The 23,328-nt window shown below is 66.9% G+C and carries 17 protein-coding genes; 6 read left to right on the forward strand and 11 right to left on the reverse strand.

Annotation, left to right across the window (positions count from 1 at the left end):
* Nucleotides 1–7: 7 nt before the first annotated feature.
* Genes J7346_RS11170 through J7346_RS11185 form a run of 4 tightly spaced genes read right to left on the reverse strand, consistent with a single transcriptional unit; the run spans nt 8 to nt 4,034 of the window.
* Nucleotides 8–373 (reverse strand): response regulator, encoded by a 366-nt coding sequence (locus J7346_RS11170; RefSeq protein ID WP_209120015.1) that lies wholly within the window; start codon nt 371–373, stop codon nt 8–10.
* Nucleotides 370–660 (reverse strand): STAS domain-containing protein, encoded by a 291-nt coding sequence (locus tag J7346_RS11175; RefSeq protein ID WP_209120016.1) that lies wholly within the window; start codon nt 658–660, stop codon nt 370–372. Before J7346_RS11175 ends, J7346_RS11170 begins: the two co-directional genes overlap by 4 nt.
* The gene (locus tag J7346_RS11180; protein ID WP_209120017.1) at nt 660–3,296 is read right to left on the reverse strand and encodes a methyl-accepting chemotaxis protein; all 2,637 of its coding nucleotides are present in this window, start codon (nt 3,294–3,296) and stop codon (nt 660–662) included. Before J7346_RS11180 ends, J7346_RS11175 begins: the two co-directional genes overlap by 1 nt.
* Nucleotides 3,297–3,326: 30 nt before the next feature.
* Complete coding sequence (locus tag J7346_RS11185; RefSeq protein WP_209120018.1) at nt 3,327–4,034, reverse strand: TorF family putative porin; 708 nt, start codon at nt 4,032–4,034, stop codon at nt 3,327–3,329.
* A gap of 382 nt (nt 4,035–4,416) precedes the next feature.
* Here J7346_RS11185 and J7346_RS11190 point away from each other — a divergent pair, with 382 nt between their 5' ends.
* A complete protein-coding gene (locus J7346_RS11190) occupies nt 4,417–5,028 on the forward strand; it encodes a response regulator (RefSeq protein WP_280636508.1) in 612 nt (203 codons plus the stop codon).
* 55 nt (nt 5,029–5,083) lie between these two features.
* Entirely contained in the window at nt 5,084–8,287 is a 3,204-nt protein-coding gene (locus J7346_RS11195) for an ATP-binding protein (protein WP_209120020.1), read from the forward strand.
* Here J7346_RS11195 and gyrB read toward each other — a convergent pair.
* Complete coding sequence (gene gyrB, locus J7346_RS11200) at nt 8,284–10,713, reverse strand: DNA topoisomerase (ATP-hydrolyzing) subunit B (RefSeq protein ID WP_209120021.1); 2,430 nt, start codon at nt 10,711–10,713, stop codon at nt 8,284–8,286. The two genes, J7346_RS11195 and gyrB, sit on opposite strands and share 4 nt — an antisense overlap.
* Nucleotides 10,714–10,870: 157 nt before the next feature.
* Nucleotides 10,871–12,004 (reverse strand): DNA replication/repair protein RecF, encoded by a 1,134-nt coding sequence (gene recF / locus J7346_RS11205; RefSeq protein WP_209120022.1) that lies wholly within the window; start codon nt 12,002–12,004, stop codon nt 10,871–10,873.
* Between the two features lie 133 nt (nt 12,005–12,137).
* On the opposite strand from recF, the gene J7346_RS11210 reads away from it, so the two are divergent.
* Entirely contained in the window at nt 12,138–13,934 is a 1,797-nt protein-coding gene (locus J7346_RS11210; protein WP_209120023.1) for a hypothetical protein, read from the forward strand.
* 19 nt (nt 13,935–13,953) lie between these two features.
* Here the strand turns inward: J7346_RS11210 and dnaN are convergent, their stop codons facing one another.
* The 5 genes from dnaN to mutM form a co-directional block, all read right to left on the reverse strand.
* The gene (dnaN, locus tag J7346_RS11215) at nt 13,954–15,072 is read right to left on the reverse strand and encodes a DNA polymerase III subunit beta (protein ID WP_209120024.1); all 1,119 of its coding nucleotides are present in this window, start codon (nt 15,070–15,072) and stop codon (nt 13,954–13,956) included.
* Nucleotides 15,073–15,252: 180 nt separating this feature from the next.
* Nucleotides 15,253–16,713 (reverse strand): chromosomal replication initiator protein DnaA, encoded by a 1,461-nt coding sequence (gene dnaA / locus J7346_RS11220; RefSeq protein ID WP_245157815.1) that lies wholly within the window; start codon nt 16,711–16,713, stop codon nt 15,253–15,255.
* A 478-nt stretch (nt 16,714–17,191) separates the two neighbouring features.
* Nucleotides 17,192–17,461: a 30S ribosomal protein S20 gene (gene rpsT / locus J7346_RS11225; RefSeq protein ID WP_209120025.1), complete on the reverse strand. Its 270-nt coding sequence runs from the start codon at nt 17,459–17,461 to the stop codon at nt 17,192–17,194.
* 116 nt (nt 17,462–17,577) lie between these two features.
* On the reverse strand, nt 17,578–18,378 hold the full coding sequence (locus J7346_RS11230; protein WP_209120026.1) for an enoyl-CoA hydratase-related protein: 801 nt from the start codon (nt 18,376–18,378) through the stop codon (nt 17,578–17,580).
* Between the two features lie 438 nt (nt 18,379–18,816).
* A complete protein-coding gene (mutM, locus tag J7346_RS11235) occupies nt 18,817–19,680 on the reverse strand; it encodes a bifunctional DNA-formamidopyrimidine glycosylase/DNA-(apurinic or apyrimidinic site) lyase (protein WP_209120027.1) in 864 nt (287 codons plus the stop codon).
* Nucleotides 19,681–19,793: 113 nt separating this feature from the next.
* On the opposite strand from mutM, the gene J7346_RS11240 reads away from it, so the two are divergent.
* The 3 genes from J7346_RS11240 to J7346_RS11250 all read left to right on the forward strand — a co-directional run bounded on the left by J7346_RS11240 (nt 19,794) and on the right by J7346_RS11250 (nt 23,223).
* Nucleotides 19,794–20,591 carry a LytTR family DNA-binding domain-containing protein gene (locus tag J7346_RS11240; protein ID WP_209120028.1) on the forward strand — a complete coding sequence of 266 codons (798 nt, stop codon included), beginning with the start codon at nt 19,794–19,796 and terminating at the stop codon, nt 20,589–20,591.
* Between the two features lie 338 nt (nt 20,592–20,929).
* The gene (locus J7346_RS11245; protein WP_209120029.1) at nt 20,930–21,754 is read left to right on the forward strand and encodes a phosphatase PAP2 family protein; all 825 of its coding nucleotides are present in this window, start codon (nt 20,930–20,932) and stop codon (nt 21,752–21,754) included.
* Between the two features lie 26 nt (nt 21,755–21,780).
* Complete coding sequence (locus J7346_RS11250) at nt 21,781–23,223, forward strand: glycosyltransferase family 39 protein (protein WP_209120030.1); 1,443 nt, start codon at nt 21,781–21,783, stop codon at nt 23,221–23,223.
* The last annotated feature ends 105 nt before the right edge of the window (nt 23,224–23,328 follow it).

Consider the following 23,328-nt stretch of genomic DNA (forward strand, 5'->3'; position numbering starts at 1 on the left):
CGAGACCTCAGGCAGACACGCGGCGAACGGCGTCGACGAGCTTTTCGGGGTCGAAGGGTTTGACGATCCAGCCGGTGGCGCCGGCGTCGCGGGCCCGCTTCTTCTTGTCCATGCTGCTCTCGGTCGAGAGCACCAGGATGGGCATGCCGGTGTAGCGACCGTCGGCGCGCACCGCCTCGATGAAGCCGAAACCGTCGAGGTTCGGCATGTTGATGTCGGTGATCACCACGTCCGGCGCGCTGTCGGCCAGGACTTCCAGCCCCTGGACCCCGTCGTCCGCCTGGACGACGTTGAAGGAGGCCTTCTCGAGGGCCATGCGCAGCATGCGACGCATGGTCGGCGAGTCATCGACGGTCAGAACGGTCATGCTCACTGGGAAAGCTCCTCAGCCAGGGGGGCGCGGAAGGGAAAACCGAGGGCCTCAAGGCCCGAACAGAAGGCGGGTGAAGGGTCCGTGATCCGGAGGGCGTGGCCGTCCTGGGCCCAGGTCTTGAACGCGGCGAGCAGCACCTGCAGACCCTGACCGCCGACCCGCTCCACATCGAAGCCGTAGAGGTCCAGGTCCCGGCCGCGGAGGGGCTTGAGCCCTTCCGCGACCGTCGTGGCGGTCGAGCTGTCCAGCCGGGCCGGGAGGACGAAGTGGGGGCCGGCCTCCGTCATCAGAACTCTTCCCAGCTGTCGACCGCCAGGGCGGTGTTACCGGCCGCACGCGGCATCGATTGGCGGCTGGCGAACTCCGACACGCGGGCCTGGGCCGCCCGTGCAGGGCTGGGGGCGGCGCGGTGGCGATCGGCGCTGGCCTCGACCGGGCGCTGGTTGCCGACCTCGAAGCGACCGACCAGACGGGCCAGTTCGGCGGCCTCCTGTGTCAGATTGTGGCTGGCCGCGGTGGATTCCTCGACCATGGCCGCGTTCTGCTGGGTCGTCTGGTCCATCTGGTTGACGGCCGTATTGACCTGGCTGAGCGCGGTCGCCTGTTCCTGGGCCGAGGCATTGATCTCGGCCATCAGGGCGTTGATCTCGCTGACGCGGCCGACGATGGCGGTCAGGGCCTGGCCGGTCTGGCCCACCAGGCTCACGCCATCCTTGACCTGACCGGTCGAGGCGGAAATCAGGGTCTTGATCTCCTTGGCTGCCTCGGCCGAGCGCTGGGCCAGGGCCCGCACTTCGGAGGCGACGACCGCAAAGCCGCGACCGGCATCGCCCGCCCGGGCCGCCTCGACCCCGGCGTTCAGGGCCAGCAGGTTGGTCTGGAAGGCGATCTCGTCGATCACGCCGATGATCTGGCTGATCTGGTCGGCCGAGGCCTCGATCTCGCCCATGGCCGTGATGGCCTTGGCCACCACATTGCCGCTGACCTCGGCGTCGTTGCGGGCGTCGGTGACGACCACATTGGCGCGCTGGGCCCCTTCGGCGGTCCGGCGCACGGTGGCCGTGATCTGGTCGAGGGCCGCAGCGGTCTCTTCCAGGGTGGCGGCCTGTTGCTCGGTCCGGCGCGACAGATCGTCGGCGGCCTGGCTGATCTCACCGGCTCCGGTCTGCATGGCCAGGGCGTTGTTGGTGATGACGCTCATGGCGTCTTCCAGCTTGCTCATCGCATCGTTGAAGTCGGCCTTCAGCGCGGCGTAGTCACCGGGGAAGTCGGCATTGATGCGGTGCGCCAGCTTGCCGGCGGCCAGGGCGCTCAGGCCACGACCGGTTTCGGCGACGACGCGGGACTGGACTTCGGCAGCCTTGCGATCCGCTTCCTGGCGTTGCTCGCGCTCGATCTCGACCTGGGTCACGTCCGTGGCGAACTTTACGACCTTGTAGGGCTTGCCGTTCGAATCGAGGATCGGGTTGTAGCTGGCCTCGATCACCGCGCGGGCACCGCCGCGGCCATAGCGGGTGAACTTGTCGACGATGAATTCGCCGGCGTTCAGGCGACGCCAGAAGGCCTGGTATTCGGCCGAGGCGGCGAAGTCCTTGTCGACGAACATGCTGTGGTGACGGCCCTGGACCTCTTCGAGCGAGTAGTTGAGGACCTTCAGGAAGTTCTCGTTGGCCGTCAGGATCTTGCCGGTCAGGTCGAACTCGATGATGGCCTGGGCGCGTCCGGCGGCCTGCAGCTGGGCCACATAGTCGGCGACCTGGGTCTCGCGGGCCCGGGCCTCGGTCACGTCCTCCCACTGCAGGGCGTTACCGATATAGTTGCCATCCCGGTCGCGCACGGCGCTGACGTTCAGGTCGAACGTCAGATCCCCGACCTTGATCTCGGCCCGGTGGGGCAGACGCGACGGATCCGACAGCATCTGGCGCTGGTGGTTCGGGTTCTTGTGAAACACGTCGATGCATTGACCCAGGATCCGGTCCGGGTCGAAGCCATTCCAAAGGGTACGGAAGGCCTGGGCATTCTCGGACAGCATCTTCTTGGTCGCGCTGTTGACGTGAAGAATCTTGAAGTCGCGGTCGATGGTCATCATCGCCGTCGACGAGCCCTCAAAGGCGGCCGACTTGAAGGCGTCGTTCCACGCCTCGGCGCGGCTGGCGTCCAGAAGGTCGGCGTTCTGCTTGAACTGCACCAGGGCCCGGGCCATGGCACCGATCTCATCACCCCGCTCGCGACCGGCGATTTCACCCTCGAGCCGGTTCTGGACCAGGGCGCCCATGGCGTCGGTGAGGCCGACCAGCGGCTTGGCGACAGCACGGGTCAGAAGCCAGGCGATGCCAATCGACATCAGAACGAGCACCAGAATGCCGCCGGCGATCTGGATCTTGCCCTTGTTGACCGAGCCGGACAGCTGCGCGCGCGCGGTGTCGCGTTGGGCGGCGAACAGGCCCTGGGTCGCCTCAAGGGCGTCTTCGGCGCCGGACATCATCTGGTCAGCCGTACCCTGGCTGCCGACGGCCGGGCGGAGGGCCGTGGCCGAGGCGCTGTTCGTGACCGCCTGGTACCAGGCTTCGGCGGCCTGGCCGGCCTTGTCGATCTGCGCGATCTGCTCGGGATTGTCCTCGGCGGCCTCTCTCAGCTCGGCAAGGGACTTTTCAAAGTTGCCGCGGTGGGCATCCAGACGCTCGCGGTAGTACGGCTCGCCGGTGAGGGTGTAGCCCCGGAAGCTGTTCTCCTGACGGGTCAGGTAAAAGCGCGCCATGGCGGTGGTGTCGTAGGCGTTACCCGCCACCCTCGCCTGTTCCTGGCGAAGGTTGATCTGGCGGAATTCCAGAACCGAAACGGCCCCGACCACCGCCATCAGGGCGACGACCACGGCGAAGGCGGCGGCGAGCTTGCGGCCGATTTTCCAGTTGGACAGGCGCATCTTTTATATCCCTTGAATTCGCGGAGGCGGTCAGAAGCTGTAGGAGATCGAGGCGACCAGGCGGCCGTCGTAACGGCTGCCCAGTTCGTGGCTGTCGGTGTCGTACCAGCGCAGATCGCCCGAGATCGCGGGGGTGAACTTGTGCTTCACGCCGACATTCCAGGCGTCGTAGTCGTTTCCGCCGTCGAGGCGCCGCAGGCCGTAGGCCACGCTCAGCTTGTCGTTCGACGTGAGTTTGAAAGTGGCCTGCGCCTCGGTCCACCACGCCTCCTCGGTGGCGCCATAGCCGTCGGCCGAATAGTTGACGCGGAAGCGGGCGCTGACGCGGCTGGTCAGGGCGCGCGAAATATCGCCCTGGACCTCGACATAGCTGCTGTCGACGCCATTGGTTTCATTCAGCATCTGGCGGTGCATGACGACGAAGTCGACGTCCCAGTCGCCGAGCTCGCGCTCATAACCGGCCGACAGAATGAACTCCGAGTCGGCGCCCCGGGACGAGGTCGCCTCGGAGATGAAAGCGTTGACGTAGAAGGCGTTGGGCTGCCACCGCACTGAACCGAAGGCGGCCGGGTCCTCATTGCTCTTGCCGAGGCCCTTGCCGGTATACTCGCTGGCAATACCGATCTGGCCGGTGATGGGATCCGGCTCACCTGCAGATGCGGTGGCAGCGGCCGGCGACACGGCCAGCAGCGAGCCGGCGACGAGGGCAAGGACAGACGAGAGTTGAGCGAGCTTCATTGTTTTCATTCCAGAATGGCGGGGGGCCGGGCAGGCCTGCGTGAGGGGCCTGCGGGACAGGCTCATGAGAGGAGAAGGCGCGGAGGGAACAGCGCGCGGGTTCCTCGCCTCCGATGCGGCACCCCGCACGGGGGTGTCGGACCGGGACGGGCGCCGAAAAGCCTGTACTGATGTGATCAAGCGCATTCTTCGCTCCCTTGCATGGGAGACGGGATCGCGGACCCTAGATTTATGAGGTCTTAAGTACGTGGTTGCACGTGTCGCAGCGGTGCAAAACGCTGCCGTTAACCATTATTTCAAGCGTGGAACCGCTTAGTGACAACAAGGGAGGCGTATCAGGACAGAGTCCCGATTCGACCTGAAAAAAGACGGGTAGGTCAGTATGACTCCAAACGAGGAGCCTTCGAGGGCGGGGACCGTCCGGTCGGTCGCAATCGTCGACGACGACCCCTTCATGCTGGAATATCTGTCGCTGGCGCTGGGCAAGACTCCCTACCGCATCGCCGTGTTCGAGAGCGCGGAGGATTTTCTCGACAACGTCGGCAATCTGCCCCCCGGGATTGTGCTGACCGATCTGAAGATGCCCGGCATGGACGGCATGGCCCTGCTCAAGGCCCTTCAGGACCGTGCGCTCGAATCCCGGCCCACCGTCATCATGAGCGCCTTTGCCGACATCCCCCTTGCCGTGCTCGCCATGAAGACCGGCGCCGTCAGCGTGCTGCAAAAGCCGATCATGCCCGCCGCCCTGCTCCAGGCCGTCGAGGACGCCATGGCCACCCTTGCGGAAGAGGACACTGGCTGGAAGGCCGTCCGGCTGACCAACCGCGAGCGCCAAGTGGCCGACCTGATCGCCGAGGGGCTGACCAGCAAGGAAATCGCCCTCAGGCTGGGCATCAGCTACCGGACGGTCGAAGTGTTCCGCTCCAGCATCCTGCGCAAGACCAATACCCCGAATGTCGCGGCCCTGGTCGCCCTCATCCGGGGGGGATCCTGAGGCCCCTCTTCCGGCGCCGGCCTGACGGCCCCGCCTCTTTGCGGGATGCCGGACAATGACAGCGCCCTCACTTCGCTTCCGGCATACAGGTGGTCTGCTCCCAGCCAGCCTCAGAACCGTCGGCTGGCTCGTCCTGCTCGCCGGTGCGGCCTGGGCGCTGGCCTATCTGTCCATCGTCCTGACCCGCGAGGCCGGGCGCACCGCCGCGATCTGGCCACTCAACGCGATATTTCTTGTGCTGCTGATGCGGGCTCCGCGCCGCGAGTGGCCGGGCCTGCTGGGAGCACTGTTTGCCGGCAATGTCGCGGCCAACATGACGGTCGGCGACCCGGTTTTGCCCGCCGTCCTGTTCGTGGTCGCCAATATCGTGGAGATCCTGGTCGTGGCCTTTGCCATGACCTGGCGGCGCAGTGTGCGCTTCCTGCGGCGCTCCTCGATTGTGCGATTCGCGTCCGCCTCGATCGTGGCCTGCATGATCTCGACCCTGATCGCCCTGTGTCTGCTTCACCAGGTCGGAACCGGCGTCCCGGCCATTAAGGAGGCGGCCATATGGTTCGCTGCCGACCTTCTCGGCCTGCTGATACACGTCCCGATCCTGTGGATACTGCTGTCTCTCCCCACCCACGAGGTTCTTGCCTGGCAGCGGCTGGCCCTCGGCCCCGAGCTGGCACTGCTCATCCTGATAACGGTGCTGGTCTTTGCGCAGTCGCGGTTTCCACTCCTGTTCCTGGTTCCGCCCGCCCTGGTTCTGGTGGCCATTCGCAAGGGACTGGCAGGGGCTTCTGTCGGAATGGTTGTGGTGGCCCTGATATCGATCGCCTTCACGCTCGCCGACCGCGGCCCGACCATGCTGGTTCATGGCGGGCCGACCATTCACGGGGGACCACAGGTCCGCGTGCTGGTGCTGCAGGTCTTCCTCGCGGCCAATGCCCTGATGGCGCTGACAGTGGGGGCATCGGCGGCGCACCGCCGGGACCTGATTGGTCGTCTCAGGGGAGCCAAGTCGCGCCTCGCCGAACGGTCGCTTCGCGAACGGTTGATGATCCAGCAGGCCCAGCTGGCCGAACGCATCGGTCAGGTGGGCTACTGGTCATTCCGTCCCCTGACGGGCGAGGTCTTCTGGTCACCCGAGGTCTACCGGATCTACGGGGTTACGCCCGAGACCTACGACCCTGTCACCCAGGACACCCTGGCCCCCTTCCTGCCCGAGCATCGCCAGCGCTTTGCCGAGGTTATCCAGCGGGCCATCGCCGAGCGACGCGGCTGGCAGCTCGACTCGGACCTTATGCGACCGTCGGGCGAGATCGTCCGCGTCCGCTCCGTCGGCGAACTGCGTCTGACGCCGACGGGTGAGATCGATGCCCTGTTCGGGGTGTTCAAGGACGTGACGGCCGACCACGAATTGCTTGAGAGAGCCCGCGAGCAGGAAGCTCTCTACCGCCTGCTCGCCGACAACTCGTCTGACATCATCGCGCGCTACGGTCGGGACTCGGTCTTCACCTATCTGTCGCCCTCGATCGCAACGGTGCTGGGATACAGCCCCGAAGACCTGATCGGAAAGACGACCTTCACCCTCCTGCACCCGGACGACGTCGAGCACGTGCTCTCGGCCTGGCGTGAGGGTCTGGCGTCCCAGCAACCGTTCAGCGTCGAATACAGGGCCCTTCATAGGGACGGTCGGGTCGTCTGGCTTGAAGCCAGGCCCACGGTGACCCGGGACGCCAGGGGCGAGATCATCGACTTCATCGATACGGTGCGCGACGTCAGCGACCGGCGCGAGCGTGAGGAGGCCCTCGCCCGGGCGACCGCCGTCGCCGAAAGCGCGACCCGGGCCAAGACCGAGTTCCTGGCCAATATGAGCCACGAGATCCGCACGCCTCTGAACGGGGTGATCGGCTTTGCCGACCTGCTCGCCAAGGAGAAACTGGCGCCCCCGGCAAGCGGCTATGCGAACCGGATTCAGACCTCTGCCCGGGCCCTGCTGTCGATCGTCAACGACATCCTCGACTTCTCGCGCATCGAGGGCGGCATGATGTCGGTCCAGGTGCGCCCCTTCGATCCCGGCCAGCTGGTGGCCGAGGTCGTCGACCTTGTGGCGGCGGCCTATCCCGATCCCGCCCTCACCATCACCACACCGTTCAGGCGTTCGACCGGTGCCCTGTATCTGGGCGACGACGACCGCATCCGTCAGATCCTTCTGAACCTGGTCGGCAATGCCGCCAAGTTTACGCGGCGCGGGTCGGTCAAGGTCACCTGGTCCGTTCGCAAGGGCCGTCTGCGGATGGTGGTGGATGACACAGGGCCCGGTATCCCGCCGGAACGGCTGGAGACCGTCTTCGACAGCTTCTCTCAGGCCGACGCCTCCATTTCGCGCACCTTTGGCGGCTCGGGCCTCGGCCTCTCCATCAGCCGGTCGCTCGCGCAGCTGATGGGCGGCGACATCACTCTCAGGAGCCGGGTCGGCAAGGGCACACGCGTCACCCTCGATCTTCCGGCGGAGCGCGCGGCCCGTGAAGCCCTCAAGGCCCCGGCGGCGACGCCCCGACCGCGCGGCCCCGCGCCTTGCGGGCGGGTCATGGTCGTCGATGACGTCGATACCAACCGCGAACTCATCGAGATCGGACTGGGCCAGGCGGGTCACCGCGTGACAGGCTTCGCCTCGGGCGAGGCGGCCCTGGCCGCGATCGAGGCCGATCCCGCATGGGACCTGATCCTGATGGACGTCCACATGCCCGGCATGGATGGTCTGACCGCGACCCGGACGCTGCGGGCCCTGCCTGGTCGGGCTGGCGACATTCCGGTTGTCGGGCTGTCGGCCAATGTCCTGCCCGCCCAGATCGACGCCTGTCTGGATGCCGGTATGGACGACCATCTGGGCAAGCCCGTCGATATGGAAAAGCTGATCGCGCTCACCGATCGTCTGTGTGGTGCGCCGCGGGCCTGGAGGAAGACCTCTGCGGACCTTGACCAGGATCCGGCCTTCGACGCGCTCAAGACCCGCTATCGACATCACCTGACCGGGGTCCGCCCGACCATTGTGAAGGCGCTGGACCATCTGCATGACCCGGAACACAGGACCGCGCTGATCAGCCTCGCCCACAAGCTGGCGGGCGCGGCGGGCAGTCTGGGCTTCAGCCACCTGTCGGCGGCCGCCATTCGCCTTGAACAGGCTGCGCGGCAAGGCGCTGACGACACCACCCTGCGCAAGCTCGGCCGGACGCTGCTGGACCAGATCGACGCCGCGAGCGACGCCGACTAGACGTCGACGGCGGCGTCCAGTGCGTTTTCCTGGATGAACTCGCGCCGCGGCTCGACCACATCGCCCATCAGCTTGGCGAACAGATCGTCGGCCTCATCGGCCTGATTGATCTGCACCTTCAGCAGGGTGCGGGCATTGGCATCCAGGGTGGTTTCCCACAGCTGATCCGGGTTCATCTCGCCCAGACCCTTGTAGCGCTGGATCGACAGACCCTTGCGCCCGGCCTCAAGCACCGCCGCCAGCAGGTCGAGCGGCCCGCGCACCGAGGTGCTGCGATCCTTGCGCACAAAGGTCGCCAGGGTGTCGAACAGGCCGTCAAAGGCCCGCGCCCGGTCCGCCAGACGACGAGCGTCCAGCGAGCGGATCAGGGCCTCTTCCAGCACGATGGTCTCGGCCACGGCCCGACGCACCCGGTTGAAGACCACGGCGCCCTGATCGCCCGGCGCCCCGGACCACGGCCCGTCGCCTTCCTCGGCATAGCGGTCGAGACCGGCCGCGACGCGATCCAGCACGGCCTGATCCAGATCGGCGCTCTCCGCGAACAGGCCGCCCAGGGCCGCCTGTTCGATGGCAAAGGCCGGCGCGCGTTGCGACAGGCGGTCCACACCGGCCTTGAAGGCCTTGGCCTCGCGCACCACACCCTGCAGGTCCATGCCCGCGCGGCGCACGCCGTCCGGCAGATCGAGGGTCGCATCCGAAATGCCTTCCTCGATCAGATAGGCGTCCATCTCGGCCTGATCCTTGAGGTAGCGGCTCTGCTTGCCCTTGGTCACCTTGTAGAGCGGCGGCTGGGCGATGAAGACGTGCCCGCGCTCGATCAGCTCCGGCATCTGCCGGTAGAAGAAGGTCAGCAGCAGCGTGCGGATGTGGGCGCCATCGACGTCGGCGTCGGCCATCAGCACGATCTTGTGGTAGCGAAGTTTGTCGATGTTGAAGTCGTCGCGCCCGATGCCGGTGCCCAGTGCCAGGATCAGGGTGCCGATCAGGTCGGACGACAGCATCCGGTCAAAGCGGGCACGTTCGACGTTGAGGATCTTGCCCCGCAGCGGCAGGACGGCCTGGTTCTCGCGGTTGCGCGCCTGTTTGGCCGAACCGCCGGCGGAGTCACCCTCGACGATGAACAGTTCCGACTTGGCCGGGTCGCGTTCCTGACAGTCGGCCAGCTTGCCGGGCAGGCTCGAGATTTCGAGCGCCGACTTGCGCCGGGTCAGGTCGCGGGCCTTGCGGGCCGCCTCGCGCGCGGCAGCGGCCTCGACGATCTTGGCGACGACCATCCTGGCCTCGACCGGATGCTCCTCGAACCAGGTCGCCAGCCCTTCGCTGCACAGGCCCTCGACGGCCGGGCGCACCTCGGACGACACCAGCTTGTCCTTGGTCTGGCTGGAGAATTTGGGGTCGGGCACCTTGACCGACAGCACGCAGGTCAGACCCTCGCGCGCATCCTCGCCCGAGACCGAGACCTTCTCCTTCTTCGCCAGCCCCGAGCTTTCGATATAGCTGCCCATCACGCGCGTCAGGCTGGCGCGGAAGGCCGACAGGTGGGTGCCTCCATCCCGCTGGGGGATGTTGTTGGTGAAGCACAGCATGGTCTCGTGGTAGCTGTCGTTCCACCACAGGGCGAGATCCAGCTCGATGCCTTCCTTCTTGCCCCGGATGACGATGACGTCCTTCAGGATCGGCGACTTGGACTTGTCCAGGTGGCGCACAAAGGCCTCTACCCCGCCCTCATAGTGCAGCAGGATCTCGACCGGCTCGGCATGGCGCCGGTCGGTCAGCTTGATCACCACGCCCGAGTTGAGGAAGGCCAGCTCGCGCAGCCGGTGCTCCAGCGTCTTCAGATCAAAGTCGATGTGCGAAAAGGTGGTGACCGACGGATAGAAGGTCACCTCGGTGCCCGTCAGGGGCTTGCCGGTGTCCTCGCGGATCGGGGCGTCTCCGGTCACTTCCAGCGACTTGACCGTATCGCCGCGCTCGAAACGCATCTCGTGCGCCTTGCCGTTGCGATAGATCTTCAGCTGCAGCCAGTCGCTGAGCGCATTGACCACCGACACCCCCACGCCGTGCAGGCCACCCGACACCTTGTAGGAATTCTGGTCGAACTTACCGCCCGCATGCAGCTGGGTCATGATGACCTCGGCCGCCGAGACGCCCTCGCCCTCGTGGATGTCGGTCGGAATCCCGCGGCCGTTGTCGGTCACAGTGACAGATCCGTCGGCATTCAGGATCACCTGGACCAGATCGGCGTGCCCGGCCAGGGCCTCGTCGATGGCGTTATCGACCACCTCATAGACCATGTGGTGCAGGCCCGAGCCGTCGTCGGTGTCGCCGATATACATGCCGGGCCGTTTTCGAACGGCATCCAGTCCCTTGAGAACCTTGATGGAATCTGCGCCGTATTCGGGCATGTCGGCAGTCGGATCGGTCATGAAGTCGGTCGATGAGACGCCCGTCGAGCGGGCCTGAAAAACAGGGGCGGACACGGAAGGCTGGCGAGACGAATCTGCCCCGTATCGAACCGGCTAAATATATAGGAAATTCGCCGGGAATTGCGAGGAAAAGGGGCGCTGCGGACGCCGCCGGAATTCAGTCCTCCGCAAGCCCTCCGGCGGCCACCCGCACGAACCGGGCGCGGCCTTCCAGACCCTCGAACAGGGGCCGTTCGGTGCCGGTCATGAAAGCCTGCAGACCGTGCTCGCGCCCCAGCACCTCGATCTCGTCGAACAGGGCCGCGCGGCGCGCCGCATCCAGATGGGCCGGGGCCTCGTCCAGCAACAGCATCGGCCGCGCCGTTTGATGCGCCAGGCGCGTGATCTGGGCCAGCACCAGATTGAGCACCAGTGCCTTCTGCTCGCCCGAGGATCCCTCGGCCGCCGGACGGTTCTTCTCGCGGTGCAGCGCGGTCAGGTCGGTCCGGTGCGGCCCGAACAGCGAGCGTCCGGCGGCCCCGTCGCGGGCCCGCGCCCGCGCAAGTCCCTCGCGCAGAGAGACCTCGACCTCGGCCGACGCCACGCCCGATGCAGTCTGCTGCTCGGCCTCGCCCGCCAGCCCCAGATCGGCCTGGGGGAAAGGCCGGTCGCCGCGCCCGTCGATGGCCGACTGCAGGGTCGCCAGCGCCGCCACCCGCGCCTCGGCGATCCGCGCCCCGGCCTCGGCCAGCCGCCCCTCCAGCGCGTCCAGCCACAGGGGATCGGCCTCTCCGCCGTCGGCGGCCTGTACCAGCAGCCTCAGCCGTTCGCGGAGCGCCTTGTCATAGGCCGCCACGGCCGCCGCATGGTCGGGCAGGGCCGCAAACACCAGCCGGTCGAAAAAGCGGAGCCGGTCGGCCCGCGCATCGGAAAACAGCCGGTCCTGATCGGGGGTCGCCCACACCGGCCGCAGATATTCCAGCAGCCGCCCGGGCTGGGCCGTCTCGCCATTGATGCGCACGATCCGCCGGGCCGCCCCGCCACCGGGGACGCCCGTACCCAGCCGGGTATCGTCGTCCAGTTCGACGGCCACCGCCCAGGGCCGGCCCGAGGCCTCGCCCGGCTCGCGGCGCCCCATCTCGGCCGCCGTCGCCCCGCGCAGCCCCTTGCCGGGCGTCAGAAGGCTCAGGGCCTCCAGCAGATTGGTCTTGCCGGCCCCGTTCGGCCCATGCAGCACCACAGGCCCCGCCCCCGGCTCCAGCCGCGCGGCGCCGTACGAACGGAAATCGGTCAGGGTGAGGGCGGTGATCAAGGCGCCGTTCTAGCGAAGAAACCCGGTCGGACCCAAGCCGGATTAAATGCAATCTTCGCGCGAGAGGTGCGCGGAGTTTGACAACCCGATTGGCCAATTTAACGTGAGATCGGGGCAGGGGGAGCTGCGGGTAGTGTCGATCTATCACTTTATGGGCGAGCCCTACGCTCGCAGCCGACGGGAAGCGCATCGCCGCAAGGCGACGCTCATCAGTCCGCCGACGGTCAGTCTCTGTGCGTGTATTGAGCGCCCGGGGAACTGGCAAAGCACATTTGAAGTCTTCCTGAACGCGCTCCTTGGCGCAATCATCGGAACCAGGCCCGACCTGAACTCTGCGGACCCGGAGGCGCGCAGGGCCGGGCACTACATTCAGAATCTTGCCCGCCACTACGATGTGGGACGTCGACACGCGGTCTCCGAGGGGGGCGAGCTCACGCTCGAGATCCCGGACACCGATCTCGCCGACGGGATCTGGCGCGTCGAGGTTCTCCGAGACTATGTGTCGCTGACCTTGCACGTCGGCATACACCTGGGCCGGAACGAAACGGACTACCTCGTTACCGTGAAGCGGCGGGAGATAGGCGGCCTCGCTCAGGAAGACATCGTCCATAGATGTCCCTTTCGGCGATCCGGGCCGACGAACAGGGAAGCCGCCACCGGACTGAACGACGTCCTCTTCAATACACTGGCAACGGATCTGGAGCGTTGCTTTCACCGTGTCACCAATGCGATCCGCCCCGTGTATCTGGACGTTCCCGGCGCGCGAGACGAGGACCTCAGGGGCGTGGTTTTCGCATTCATGTACAGCGTGCTGGCGCCCTGGACGGTGCTCCCGGATGCGGATCCGTCCCCGGACACCCGACCGGGGCTGCATCCGGTGGAACCGGCATTTCCCGATTTCGATGCACCGGGCTTCGAGGCACACGAAATTCAGGCAGCGCAGCAGCAGACCAACCGGTTCCTGACCCAGCACTGGGAGGTCCTGAAAGGCTCATTGCTCTCGAAGCAGGAGAGTGACTGCGTGGCCTGCTACATGATGAACGGGCACGGCCTGTATGTCTCATCGCTCGGGTCCGAGACGAGCAATCCCAATGAGCCGATAAAATACCTTCTGCTGTACCGAGACCCCGCGACCCCTGCGGATGGGGAGCGAGGCGTCAGCCAGGTGGCGCCGTGTAATTTTGCGTGGCGCCTCAGTCGCTATGTGTCTCGTATCCACGACATCGGGGCTGCGCGACTGAGGGCGCTTTCCCAGCATGAAGAGATCAGCCGCTTCCTGGTCCACGGCCAGGACCTCGAGTTCAGACTCGCCGAGCAAAAGCACGATGCCCAGCGCATCAAACAGCTTGAGCGAAGATTCAGGATGATCACGCATGCGAAAACGCGCGACGTCACAGAGCACGAGGGCTTCAGCGATGAGGATTATGCCCGCTCAGGCATCATACCCAATACCAAGCCCCTGATGATCCGGTTCAATATCGTGCAAAATCAGTACGCCACGATGAATCGCCTGTCCAAGGACCTGGGAATAATCAGCATTCCCTCATATCAGGACTACGAACAGTTCATCAGGCGCCGCGTTGCCGGGCCCATTGAACTCATGCTGACGGCCCCGTCGCTGTATGCATCCATTTCCCAGAAGCTCGCGAACTCGAACGTCAGGCTCCAGCGAGACGCGAGCGTAGACCTGACCAAACAGATTGCGAAGTTTCAGAAGTCTGCGGATGCCTTGGGAAAGGTCCTGTTCATCTACTACACAATGCAGGCAACCTATTACGGCATCAAATACCTCGGTCACACGGCCGAGCGCTACAGCTGGACGAACATGCCGCATCTCGACCCGCAGGTGTTCGGCCTTATCGCGGCAGTCGCGGCCATTTTTTTCGTGGCCTTCATCACGGCAAAGGACTGGGTCAAAAAAGAGCGCTAGCCGGCCCGGCGCAGAGACCTCACACCCGCAGCGGCATCAGCACATACTGGACGCCCGGATCGCCCGGATCGAGGACCAGCGTCGGGCTGGCCGGGTCGGCGAATTTGAAGGCGGCGGTCTCACCGGTGATCTGTCCGCAGACGTCCAGCAGATAGCGGGCGTTGAAGCCGATCTCGAACGGCTCTTCGGAATAGCCGATCTCGACCTCCTCGACGCCCTGCCCGGCTTCCATGTTGCGCACCGTTAGGGTCACGCGGTCCAGCTCAAAGGCCAGCTTCACGCTGCGGCTCTTCTCGGCCGAGATGGTGGCCACCCGGTCGACGGCGGCGGCGAAGTCGGCGCGGTCGATGTCGGCCTGCTTGTCATTCCCCTTCGGGATGACGCGCATATAGTCGGGGAAGGCGCCGTCGATGACCTTAGAGGTCAGGGCCGCTTGGCCGAACTCGAAGCGGATCTTCTGCGGCGAGACGATCACCTCGACCGAGCCCGAGCCGTCGTCCAGCAGGCGTCGGACCTGATCGATGGTCTTGCGCGGCACGATCACGCCGGGGCTGCCGGCCGCGCCCTCGGGCGCGGGGGTCTCGGCCAGCGCCAGACGGTGCCCGTCGGTCGCCACGGTGCGCAGCAGGGGCACGCCGTCCTCGGCCACCGTGTGCAGGTACAGGCCGTTCAGATAGTAGCGGGTTTCCTCGGTCGAGACGGCAAAGCGCGTCTTGTCGATCAGGCGGATCAGATCCTCTTTCGACAGGGCGTAGCGCGCGCCGCCCGCCTCGGTCGACATGACCGGGAAATCGCCGGCCGGCAGGACCGGCAGGTTGAATTTCGAGCGACCGGCCTGGACCGTCAGGCGCGGATCATCCCCCGAATACACCAGCGAGACCTCGGCCCCCTCGGGCAGTTTGCGGGCGATTTCATACAGGGTGTGGGCGGGGGCGGTGATCTGCCCCTCGACCTGGACGACGGCCTCGGCCTCGTCGACCATTTCCATGTCGAGGTCGGTCGCCGAGAAGGACAGGCGGTCGCGGCCCGCGCTCAGCAGCACATTGGCCAGGATCGGAATGGTGTTGCGACGTTCAACGACGCTCTGGACGTGGCTGAGAGCCCGAAGGAGCGCGGATCGTTCGATAGTCAGCTGCATGTCGTCTCGCCCGGACGCGGCGACTCAGCGCCACCGCGAGTATGAAGGGCCTTGGACACTAGCGGATCGCGCGGCCAGAGCAAGAAAGGCCGTGAATATCGGCCCCTCCGCCCGGCCGCTGCCCGGGCCCGGATGTGGATAAGGATGTGGATCGACCGGGGACAGACCCCCGGCCGCGCCTCAGGCCTGGCCGCGCAGCTTGCGGGTCAGGGTCTCGACGTCGCGCGCGATCTGTTCGTCGGTGGCCAGCAGGCTGTCGATCTTGCGCACCCCGTGCAGGACGGTCGTGTGGTCACGGCCGCCGAACCGCCGCCCGATGTCGGGATAGGAGCGGGTCGTGTGCTGCTTGCACAGATACATGGCGATCTGGCGCGGGCGGGCGACCGACCGGGTGCGGCGCTCGCTGAGCAGGTCAGCCTGTTTCAGATTGAAGTGCTCGGACACCGTCTTCTGGATCTCGTCGACGGTGATGCGGCGCTCGGGTCCGCCGCGCAGGGCCGCGCCCAGCAGCTTCTGGGTATCCTCGACCGTCAGGCTGGACAGCCGACCGCCCGACACCGCCGCCAGGGTCGTGACCGCCCCCTCCAGCTCGCGCATCGAGCCCGGGGTCCGATCCACCAGATGCTCCAGCACCGCATCGCCGATGGTGCCGTCCACCACGCCCAGACGCGACAGGGCCTCCAGACGGTTGCGGGCCACAGCCAGCTTCAGCGCCCGGTCGCCCGGCTCGATCGGGCAGGTCAGGCCCGAGGCCATGTGCCCGCGCAGGCGCGGCTCGATCTCGGTCAGGGCCAGCGGCGGCCGGTCGGCCGACAGCACCACCCGGCGCCCGTCCTGGATCAGGGCCGTCAGGGTCGACAGCAGCTCTTCCTGGGTCGAGGTCTTGCCGCCGACGAACTGCACATCGTCGATCAGCAGCATGTCGGCATTGCGCAGGCTGTCCTTGAAGGCCGCGGTCTGGCGGTCCTGCATCGCCTTGACGAAGGTCGACAGGAAACGCTCGGCGGTCAGATAGACCACCCGGGCCTCGGGGCGCAGGCGCTGGGCTTCCCAGGCGATGGCGTTCAGCAGGTGGGTCTTGCCGAAGCCATAGGGCCCGCACAGGAAGACCGGATTGAAATGGCCATCGGCCCAGGCCGCCACCTGACGGGCCACCGCCAGGGCGAAGGCATTGCCGTGGCCCTCGACGAAGCCGTCAAAGGTCAGGCGGTCCTGCAGGCCGGCGGCGCGCACGGCCCGCGGACCGTCGGCCACGGGACCGACCGTGGGGGCCGGCATCGGGCGGAACCCGGCCGAAGGCGTGACGGCGGCGGGCGCGCCCTGCCCGGCAGAAGCCGGCGGCACGGAGCCCATCTCGGCGCGGCAACGCACGTCCAGACGGCGCGACAGGCCGTCCAGGCCCAGCCACAGTTCATTCACGCGGCGCAGGGCATTCTTGCGCACCCAGTCGCGGGCATAGGCGGTCGGGGTCACCAGAACCAGCTGGCCCGAGGCGTCCATGCGCACCGCCGACGGCGCGATATAGGAGCTGAAGGGCCCGTCGCCGATTTCCGAGCGCAGGCGCACGGCCGCCTCGGTCCAGATCCGGTCCGGATCGGTCATCGTCGTCGCCCCGCTCGCCATCATCGTGCCACCCTGCATCACGCTTCCCAAAGCTCAGCCCCGTTCGCCCTTCCGCCCCGTCGCGTCCCCGTGGCCCTCCCCCGATCCGGTGACCCGGTGTCAGGGAAAGCTCCGCCCGTCCCGAAAAGCTTGCGCTTTTCGGGCCTGGTCAGGCACTCGATCAGACATCTCCCGCCGACACGAAATCGCGTTCCGCGCCGCCTTCATCCGTGGTGGGATGGAAGTGCGATGGAGGTCCAAACTACTCGCGCGGCGGGGAGCGTCAACGCTGATTCGCGGCCCGAAATGCAGTTAAATTTGTTGACTCGGCTAAAGCCGTTTCTTGCTTGGGAAATTGTCGATTTCGCCACCCGGGCGAGTGCGAATTCTACTGCGAACGGTTATCGGCGAACGCAAAAACGGCGAGACAGGAAACCCCGTCTCGCCGTTGAAATATCTCGGTTTTCACATGACAGCCGCGTGAAGGGCCGTCCGCGTGCCGCCGAAGCGGCGGGCCTCAGGCTGCAGAAATTTTCTTCAGCTGGGCAGCCAGGCGCGACACCTTGCGCGAGCCCGTATTCTTGTGAACCACACCCTTCGAGACGGCGCGCATCAGCTCCGACTGGGCTTCCACGAAAGCGGTCTTGGCGGCGGTGGCGTCACCGGCCGTCACGGCTTCCTGGAACTTGCGCAGGAAGGTACGGACGCGCGTGCGGCGCGCCTTGTTCACTTCGGTACGGGCCTCGATCTTGCGGATCGCCTTCTTGGCACCGGCGTTATTGGCCATCAGTCAGAACCTTTGAACGGAAAGCGCCGCGGAACCCGTCCACGGCGCGGAAATCTCAAGAGCGCGCGGCTATAGCGGAAAGCTCTTGAGGGGTCAACGCGAGTCAGGCGGCAGTCTTACCGGCCCTTGAACGCCGGCTTCCGCTTCTCGACGAAGGCCCCCATGCCTTCCTTCTGGTCCTCGAAGGCGAACAGGCTGTGGAACAGGCGGCGCTCGAACTGGACGCCCTGGGTCAGGGTCGTTTCCAGCGCGGCATTGACCATCTCCTTGTTGGCCATGACCGCCAGCGGGCTCTGGGCGGCGATGCGGGCGGCGATCTTGCGGACCTCGTCCATCAGGGTGTCGTGCGGGACGACCCGGCTGGCCAGCCCGGCGCGCTCGGCCTCATCCGCGTCCATCATCCGGGCAGTCAGCACCATATCCATGGCCTTGGACTTGCCCACCAGTCGCGTCAGCCGCTGCGAGCCCCCGATCCCCGGCGCCACCCCCAGATTGATCTCGGGCTGGCCGAACTTCGCCTTGTCGCTGGCCACGATGAAGTCGCACAACATGGCCAGCTCGCACCCGCCGCCCAGGGCAAAGCCGTTGACCGCCGCGATGATCGGCTTTCTGAACCGGGTGATCCGGTCGTGGCCCAGGGCAAAGAAGTTGGCCGTATACATCTGGGCATAGGTCTGGTCGGCCATCTCCTTGATGTCGGCCCCGGCCGCAAAGGCCTTGTCGCCCGCGCCGGTCAGGATCAGGCAACGCACCGTATCGTCATGCTCAACCGCATCCAGAAAGGCCGCCAGATCGCGAAACAGGGCCGAGTTCAGCGCATTCAGCGCCTCGGGCCGGTTCAGCGTCACCACCGCATAGCCGTCGTCGTGGCGCTCGATCGCCAGGGTGTCATAGGGGTCGGTCGCGGCGTGGGTCATGGGGTGCTCCTTGATTGACCCCGGCCATAGCCGGTGAGAGGCTTCCGCATCAACTCTGGAGCTCCTTGTGGGCAGCCCGACCCTTTGGATGATCGTGGTCCTCCTCGTGCTGCTCCACGCGGCATGCGGTTACCGGTGGGGTGTGAAGGGCGCTGCGGCAGGCGTCTTTCTGGCCTTGCTGCTGTCATGGCTCCCTGCCGCAGTACAGTGGACGGCCCACGTCTTTAACCCCGCCAAGGGTTGGGATGCGTGGCTTGGAATGACGATCCTCTTCTCCGGGCTCCTGACAATTTTATGGGGACTGCTGGCCCTGGTGTGCGGCACAATCGGCGCGATGGGTCGAGGTACCGGGATATCAGGAGCATCGCAGTTGCCGCGACGGCATCAGTATCTGGCAGGAGGCCTGAAGGCCCGACCTCGGAAGGACCGTACCGGCCCTCACCGCCTCTGACAGGCCGGGCACCAGAAGGTCGAGCGACCGCCCTGGACCTCGCGCCGGATGACCGGATGGTCGCCATTGCGGCGACAGGGCTTTCCCTCCCGGCCATAGACATCAAAGCGGTGCTGGAAATAGCCCTGACCGCCCTCGGCATTGGCAAAGTCACGCAGGGTCGATCCGCCTGCCGCAATGGCTTCGGCCAGCACGTCGCGCACCGCCACCGTCAGCCGCTCCAGCCGCGCGGCCGACAGGCTGCCCGACGCGGCAAAGGGCGAGATCTGCGCCCGCCACAGCGCCTCGCACACATAGATATTGCCCAGCCCCGCCACATGCCGCTGGTCCAGCAGGGCCACCTTGACCGGCTGGCTGCGGCCCCTGAAGCGGGCCTTCAGATGGTCGGCGGAAAAGCCGTTGCCCATCGGCTCGGGGCCCAGGTCGGCGAACCACGGATGCGCCTCGACCTCATCCGTGGGGATCAGGCCCATGAAGCCGAACCGGCGCGCATCGGCATAGCCAACCCGCGTGGCCGTCCCGTCTCGCGTGGCACACAGGCTGAGATGTTCGTGCGGCCCGCGCACCGGGGCGTCCGTTTCGAACTCGCCCAGCGGATCGCCGTCCAGGGTGAAGCGCCCGGTCATGCCCAGATGGGTGACCCAGGTCTCCCCCGTCGACAGCGGCATCTGCAGGTATTTGGCCCGGCGCCCGACCGACAGCACGGTCGCCCCCTCCAGCCGGTCCACGAACCGGTCGGGAAACGGAAAGCGCAGATCGGCGCGGTTCTGGCGCACGCGACCGAGCGTAGCTCCGGCCAGCACCGGCTCCAGACCCCGCCTGACGGTTTCGACCTCGGGAAGTTCGGGCATTGCATTGGCCTCAGGAGCAACTGCCCGGTCCCTAGCAGACGGGCAACGCCAGCGACACGCCGAAAGGTCAGCCTGTCGCTTGGCTAGCCGGGCAAGGGTGCTATTTCTCGCCCATGACCCTGTTTGAGCGGATCGACCCGACACGCACCTGGCCCGGCTTTCTGGCCACGGCGGGCGCAGGTCTGACGGCCCTGTTCGTCTTTCTGGAGCCCACGCCGACGCAGGTGTTGAGTGCGCCCGCGCTGATCGCCTTCTGGGGCGTCCACGTCTTCCTCTTTCTCGCACTCGCCCAGGGGGCGCAGGTCCTCGTCTCCCGCCATGTCGCGCCCAGAGCGAACCCATGGGCCGCGATCGCGGTGGCGGGAATCCTGGCGTCGACCTTGCTGACTCCGATGGCCCTGCTGCTCGACCATTTGATAGTCGCCCCCCTCGATCCCGCCGAAGCGAGCGGCTGGACCTGGGCCGGACTGATCGAGGAATGGGCCAGCCTGGCCGCCCCCGCGACCCTGGTCTGGCTGGGCCTCAACGCCGCGCGGTTTCTGCGGCTGCCCGACCCGGCGCCATCGTCGACGCCAGAGGGCGCCGGTCAGGGCGCGGAGCCGGGCTTCATGCGGCGGCTTCCGCCGGGCCGGCGCGGGCAACTCGTCGCGCTCAGCGCAGAGCTTCATTATCTGAGGGTCTATACGACCCTGGGCGACAGCCTCATCCTGCAGGGCTTCGGCGAGGCCCTTGAGCAATTGGACCCGAACGCCGGGGTCCGCATCCATCGCTCGCACTGGATCGACCCGGCGTACGTGGTCGACGTACTGCGGGCGCGGGGCCGCACGAGCGTGCGCCTGTCCAACGGTCTTGTCCTGCCGATTGCACGAAACCGGCGGGCCGAGGTGGCCGCCAACCTCGCGCGGGCCTGACCTTTCATGAGGCCGGGCGCGCCTTTCGTGCCCTGATCGCGCCACTCGTGCAGTCGGGGCGACCGTTCGTGCATTCACGTTAGCCGGGCCTCCCGGCCTCCCACATCAGTCCTTCCCGTACCGCAAGCGCCAGCCCGGACGGCAAGACCGATGAGCTCCCCGACATGAGTCCGCGACCTGCGGACACGCTGGACCTGTCCCCGCCGTCAGTCCGACCCGGGACGGCCTGCAACGGAACCGGCGCCGAAACGACACCGGATCCACATGGATCGGTGACGCGGGCGCCGCACGAGTCAGGCATTCGCATTCCCCGGGCGACGTCCGGTTCGGGGAAATCGATGACGCATGTGCAGACGCTGTCCGGCGCGGGCCCGGTCGATCGATGGACCGCAGCCCGGCACGGCCTGCGCCGGGAATTCCGGCGGCTCAGACTGTCGTTGGCCGCGGGCGTCGACACCGCCTCACCCGTGACCGCCTCCCTCGTCGCGACAGTGATGCTGTCGGGCTTTTTCATCCTGTTGCCGGGCGTCGACCTGGCCGTCACCCAGGTCTTCTTTGACGCCGAGCGGGGGTTCGTCGCCGCCTCTGACCCCGCGCTCAAGGCGCTGCGAGCCTCGTCGACCTGGGTTATGGGGCTCGTACTGATGGGACTGATTGTCGCTGCCGTCCGAGGCGTCTGGACCCGCCGCCACGAGGCGAAGAAGGCGCTGTTCCTCATCGCCGGCCTGGCCATGGCCTCGGGTCTGATTGTCAACGGGCTGTTCAAGTCCAGCTGGGGGCGGGCCCGCCCGATCCAGATCGAGACATTCGGCGGCGAGGCTGCGTTCACGCGGGCCTGGGCGATCACGGACCAGTGCGCCTCCAACTGTTCCTTTGTCTCGGGCGAAGCGTCGTCCGCCGCCTGGATCGCGGCGGCAGCGGTCGTCATGACGCCGCAACCGTGGCGGGCCATCCTGATCCCGACCGCCTTCGCCTACGCCGCCGCCCTTTCGTTCAACCGCCTGGTGTTCGGCGGTCACTTCCTGTCGGACATCGTGTTGTCATGGGCCATCACCGCTCTGGTTCTCTGTCTGCTGCATCGCCTGATGCTCCACTGCCCCGTGGCGGCGCGCCGGGCGCGTCGGAGACGTCGGGCGCGGCAGGGCGACCCCGCCCTGGCCTGATCCCCCTGGGCCTGGTCGGGGCGGTCGTGGTCCTGACCGCCGTGCGACTGATCGGTCTGTGGACCGCCCGGACCGACCTCTATGTCGATGAGGCCCAGTACTGGGCGTGGAGCCAGGACCTCGCCTGGGGCTATTTTTCCAAGCCCCCGTTCCTGGCCTGGATGATCGCGGCGGCCGAGCCCCTGTGCGGGTCGACCGAGGCCTGCGTCAGGGCCCCCTCGACGCTCAGCTGGGCGGTGACCACCCTTGCTGTTTCAGCGGCCGCCGCCACCCTCGGGGGGCGCAGGGCGGCCTGGTGGGCGGGCCTCGGCGTGCTGCTGGCCCCCGGCGCGGCCTTCTCGGCGCGGATCGCCTCGACCGACGCACCGCTGTTGATGTTCTGGGCGCTGACTGTGCTGGCCTTCCTGCGGCTCCGGGCGGGGAGCGGCCGGGGCTGGCTGGCCCTGATGGCCGTGTCCTTCGGCCTCGGCCTGCTCTCCAAATATGCCATGGCCTATCTGCTGCCCTGTCTGGCGATCGCGGCGCTGGTCGACGCTGACAGCCGACGGACCCTCCGGCGGCCCGACGTCTGGCTGGCCCTCGCCGTCGGTCTGCTGATCTTCAGTCCCAACCTCGCCTGGAATGCCCTGAACGGCGCCGTCACCTTACAGCACACGGCCGACAATGCCCGGGGCGAGGGTCTGGGGCTGGACGTCGGCAGCGGCCTTGAGTTCATCGCCGCCCAATTCCTTCTGGCCGGACCGGTGGTATTGGCCGCAGTTGCCATGGCGGCTGTTCGCCCCTCCACGGTCCGCCCGGACGAGCGGATGATGATGGCTCTGTCGCTCCCGGTCCTCCTGGCTCTGACGGCGCTGGCCCTTCTTGGCCGGGCCCATGCCAACTGGGCGGCTACCGCCCTGATCGCCGTCTGGGTCTTGAGCGGGCTGCTGTTTGCACGGAACCGCCTCCAGCTCTGGCCGGTCGCCGGGCTGCTTCTCGGGGTGGCGCTTCAGGCTGTGCTGCTGATGGGGGATGCCCGGCCGGACCGGGTCGGCGTGCCCGGGAGCGAGCCGTACAAACAGGTCCGCGGCTGGTCCGACCTGTCCCATGCGGTCGCAAGACAGGCTCGGGAACAGGGTGTCAGCACCGTGATCGCCGAGACGCGGGCCGATGCCGCCCAGCTGACCTACTACCTTCGGAACAGCCCCCTTCACGTCCGCGTCTGGCGGCCCCCGGCAGGAGAGGCCCCGGAGAACTACTATGAAATGACACGGGCCCTTGAGGCCGCCGACGCAGGCCGCCCCGCCCTGCTGGCCACGGCCTGTCCAGTCAGTGATCGCCTTCCGCACGCACGCCGCCTCTCCCCCGTCACTGTGAGAACAGGACCGACCGGTCGCCGGACGCATCATATGTTCGTGGTGACCGACGGGTCCGTCAGTCGGCCGCCCCCGTGCACCTCAGGCCCGGCGCCGGCCCCGGACGCCTCCTGACGGTTTCGAGCCCGGAAAGGTGAGGTCTGACCCGCCTCAGCCTTTTGCGACGGAGGGGCCAGGCGGTCCGCAAATCCTGTTGTCGGGACGCGCTTCCCGGGCCTA

Source organism: Brevundimonas sp. A19_0 (genome assembly GCF_017744255.1).
Taxonomy (GTDB): domain Bacteria; phylum Pseudomonadota; class Alphaproteobacteria; order Caulobacterales; family Caulobacteraceae; genus Brevundimonas.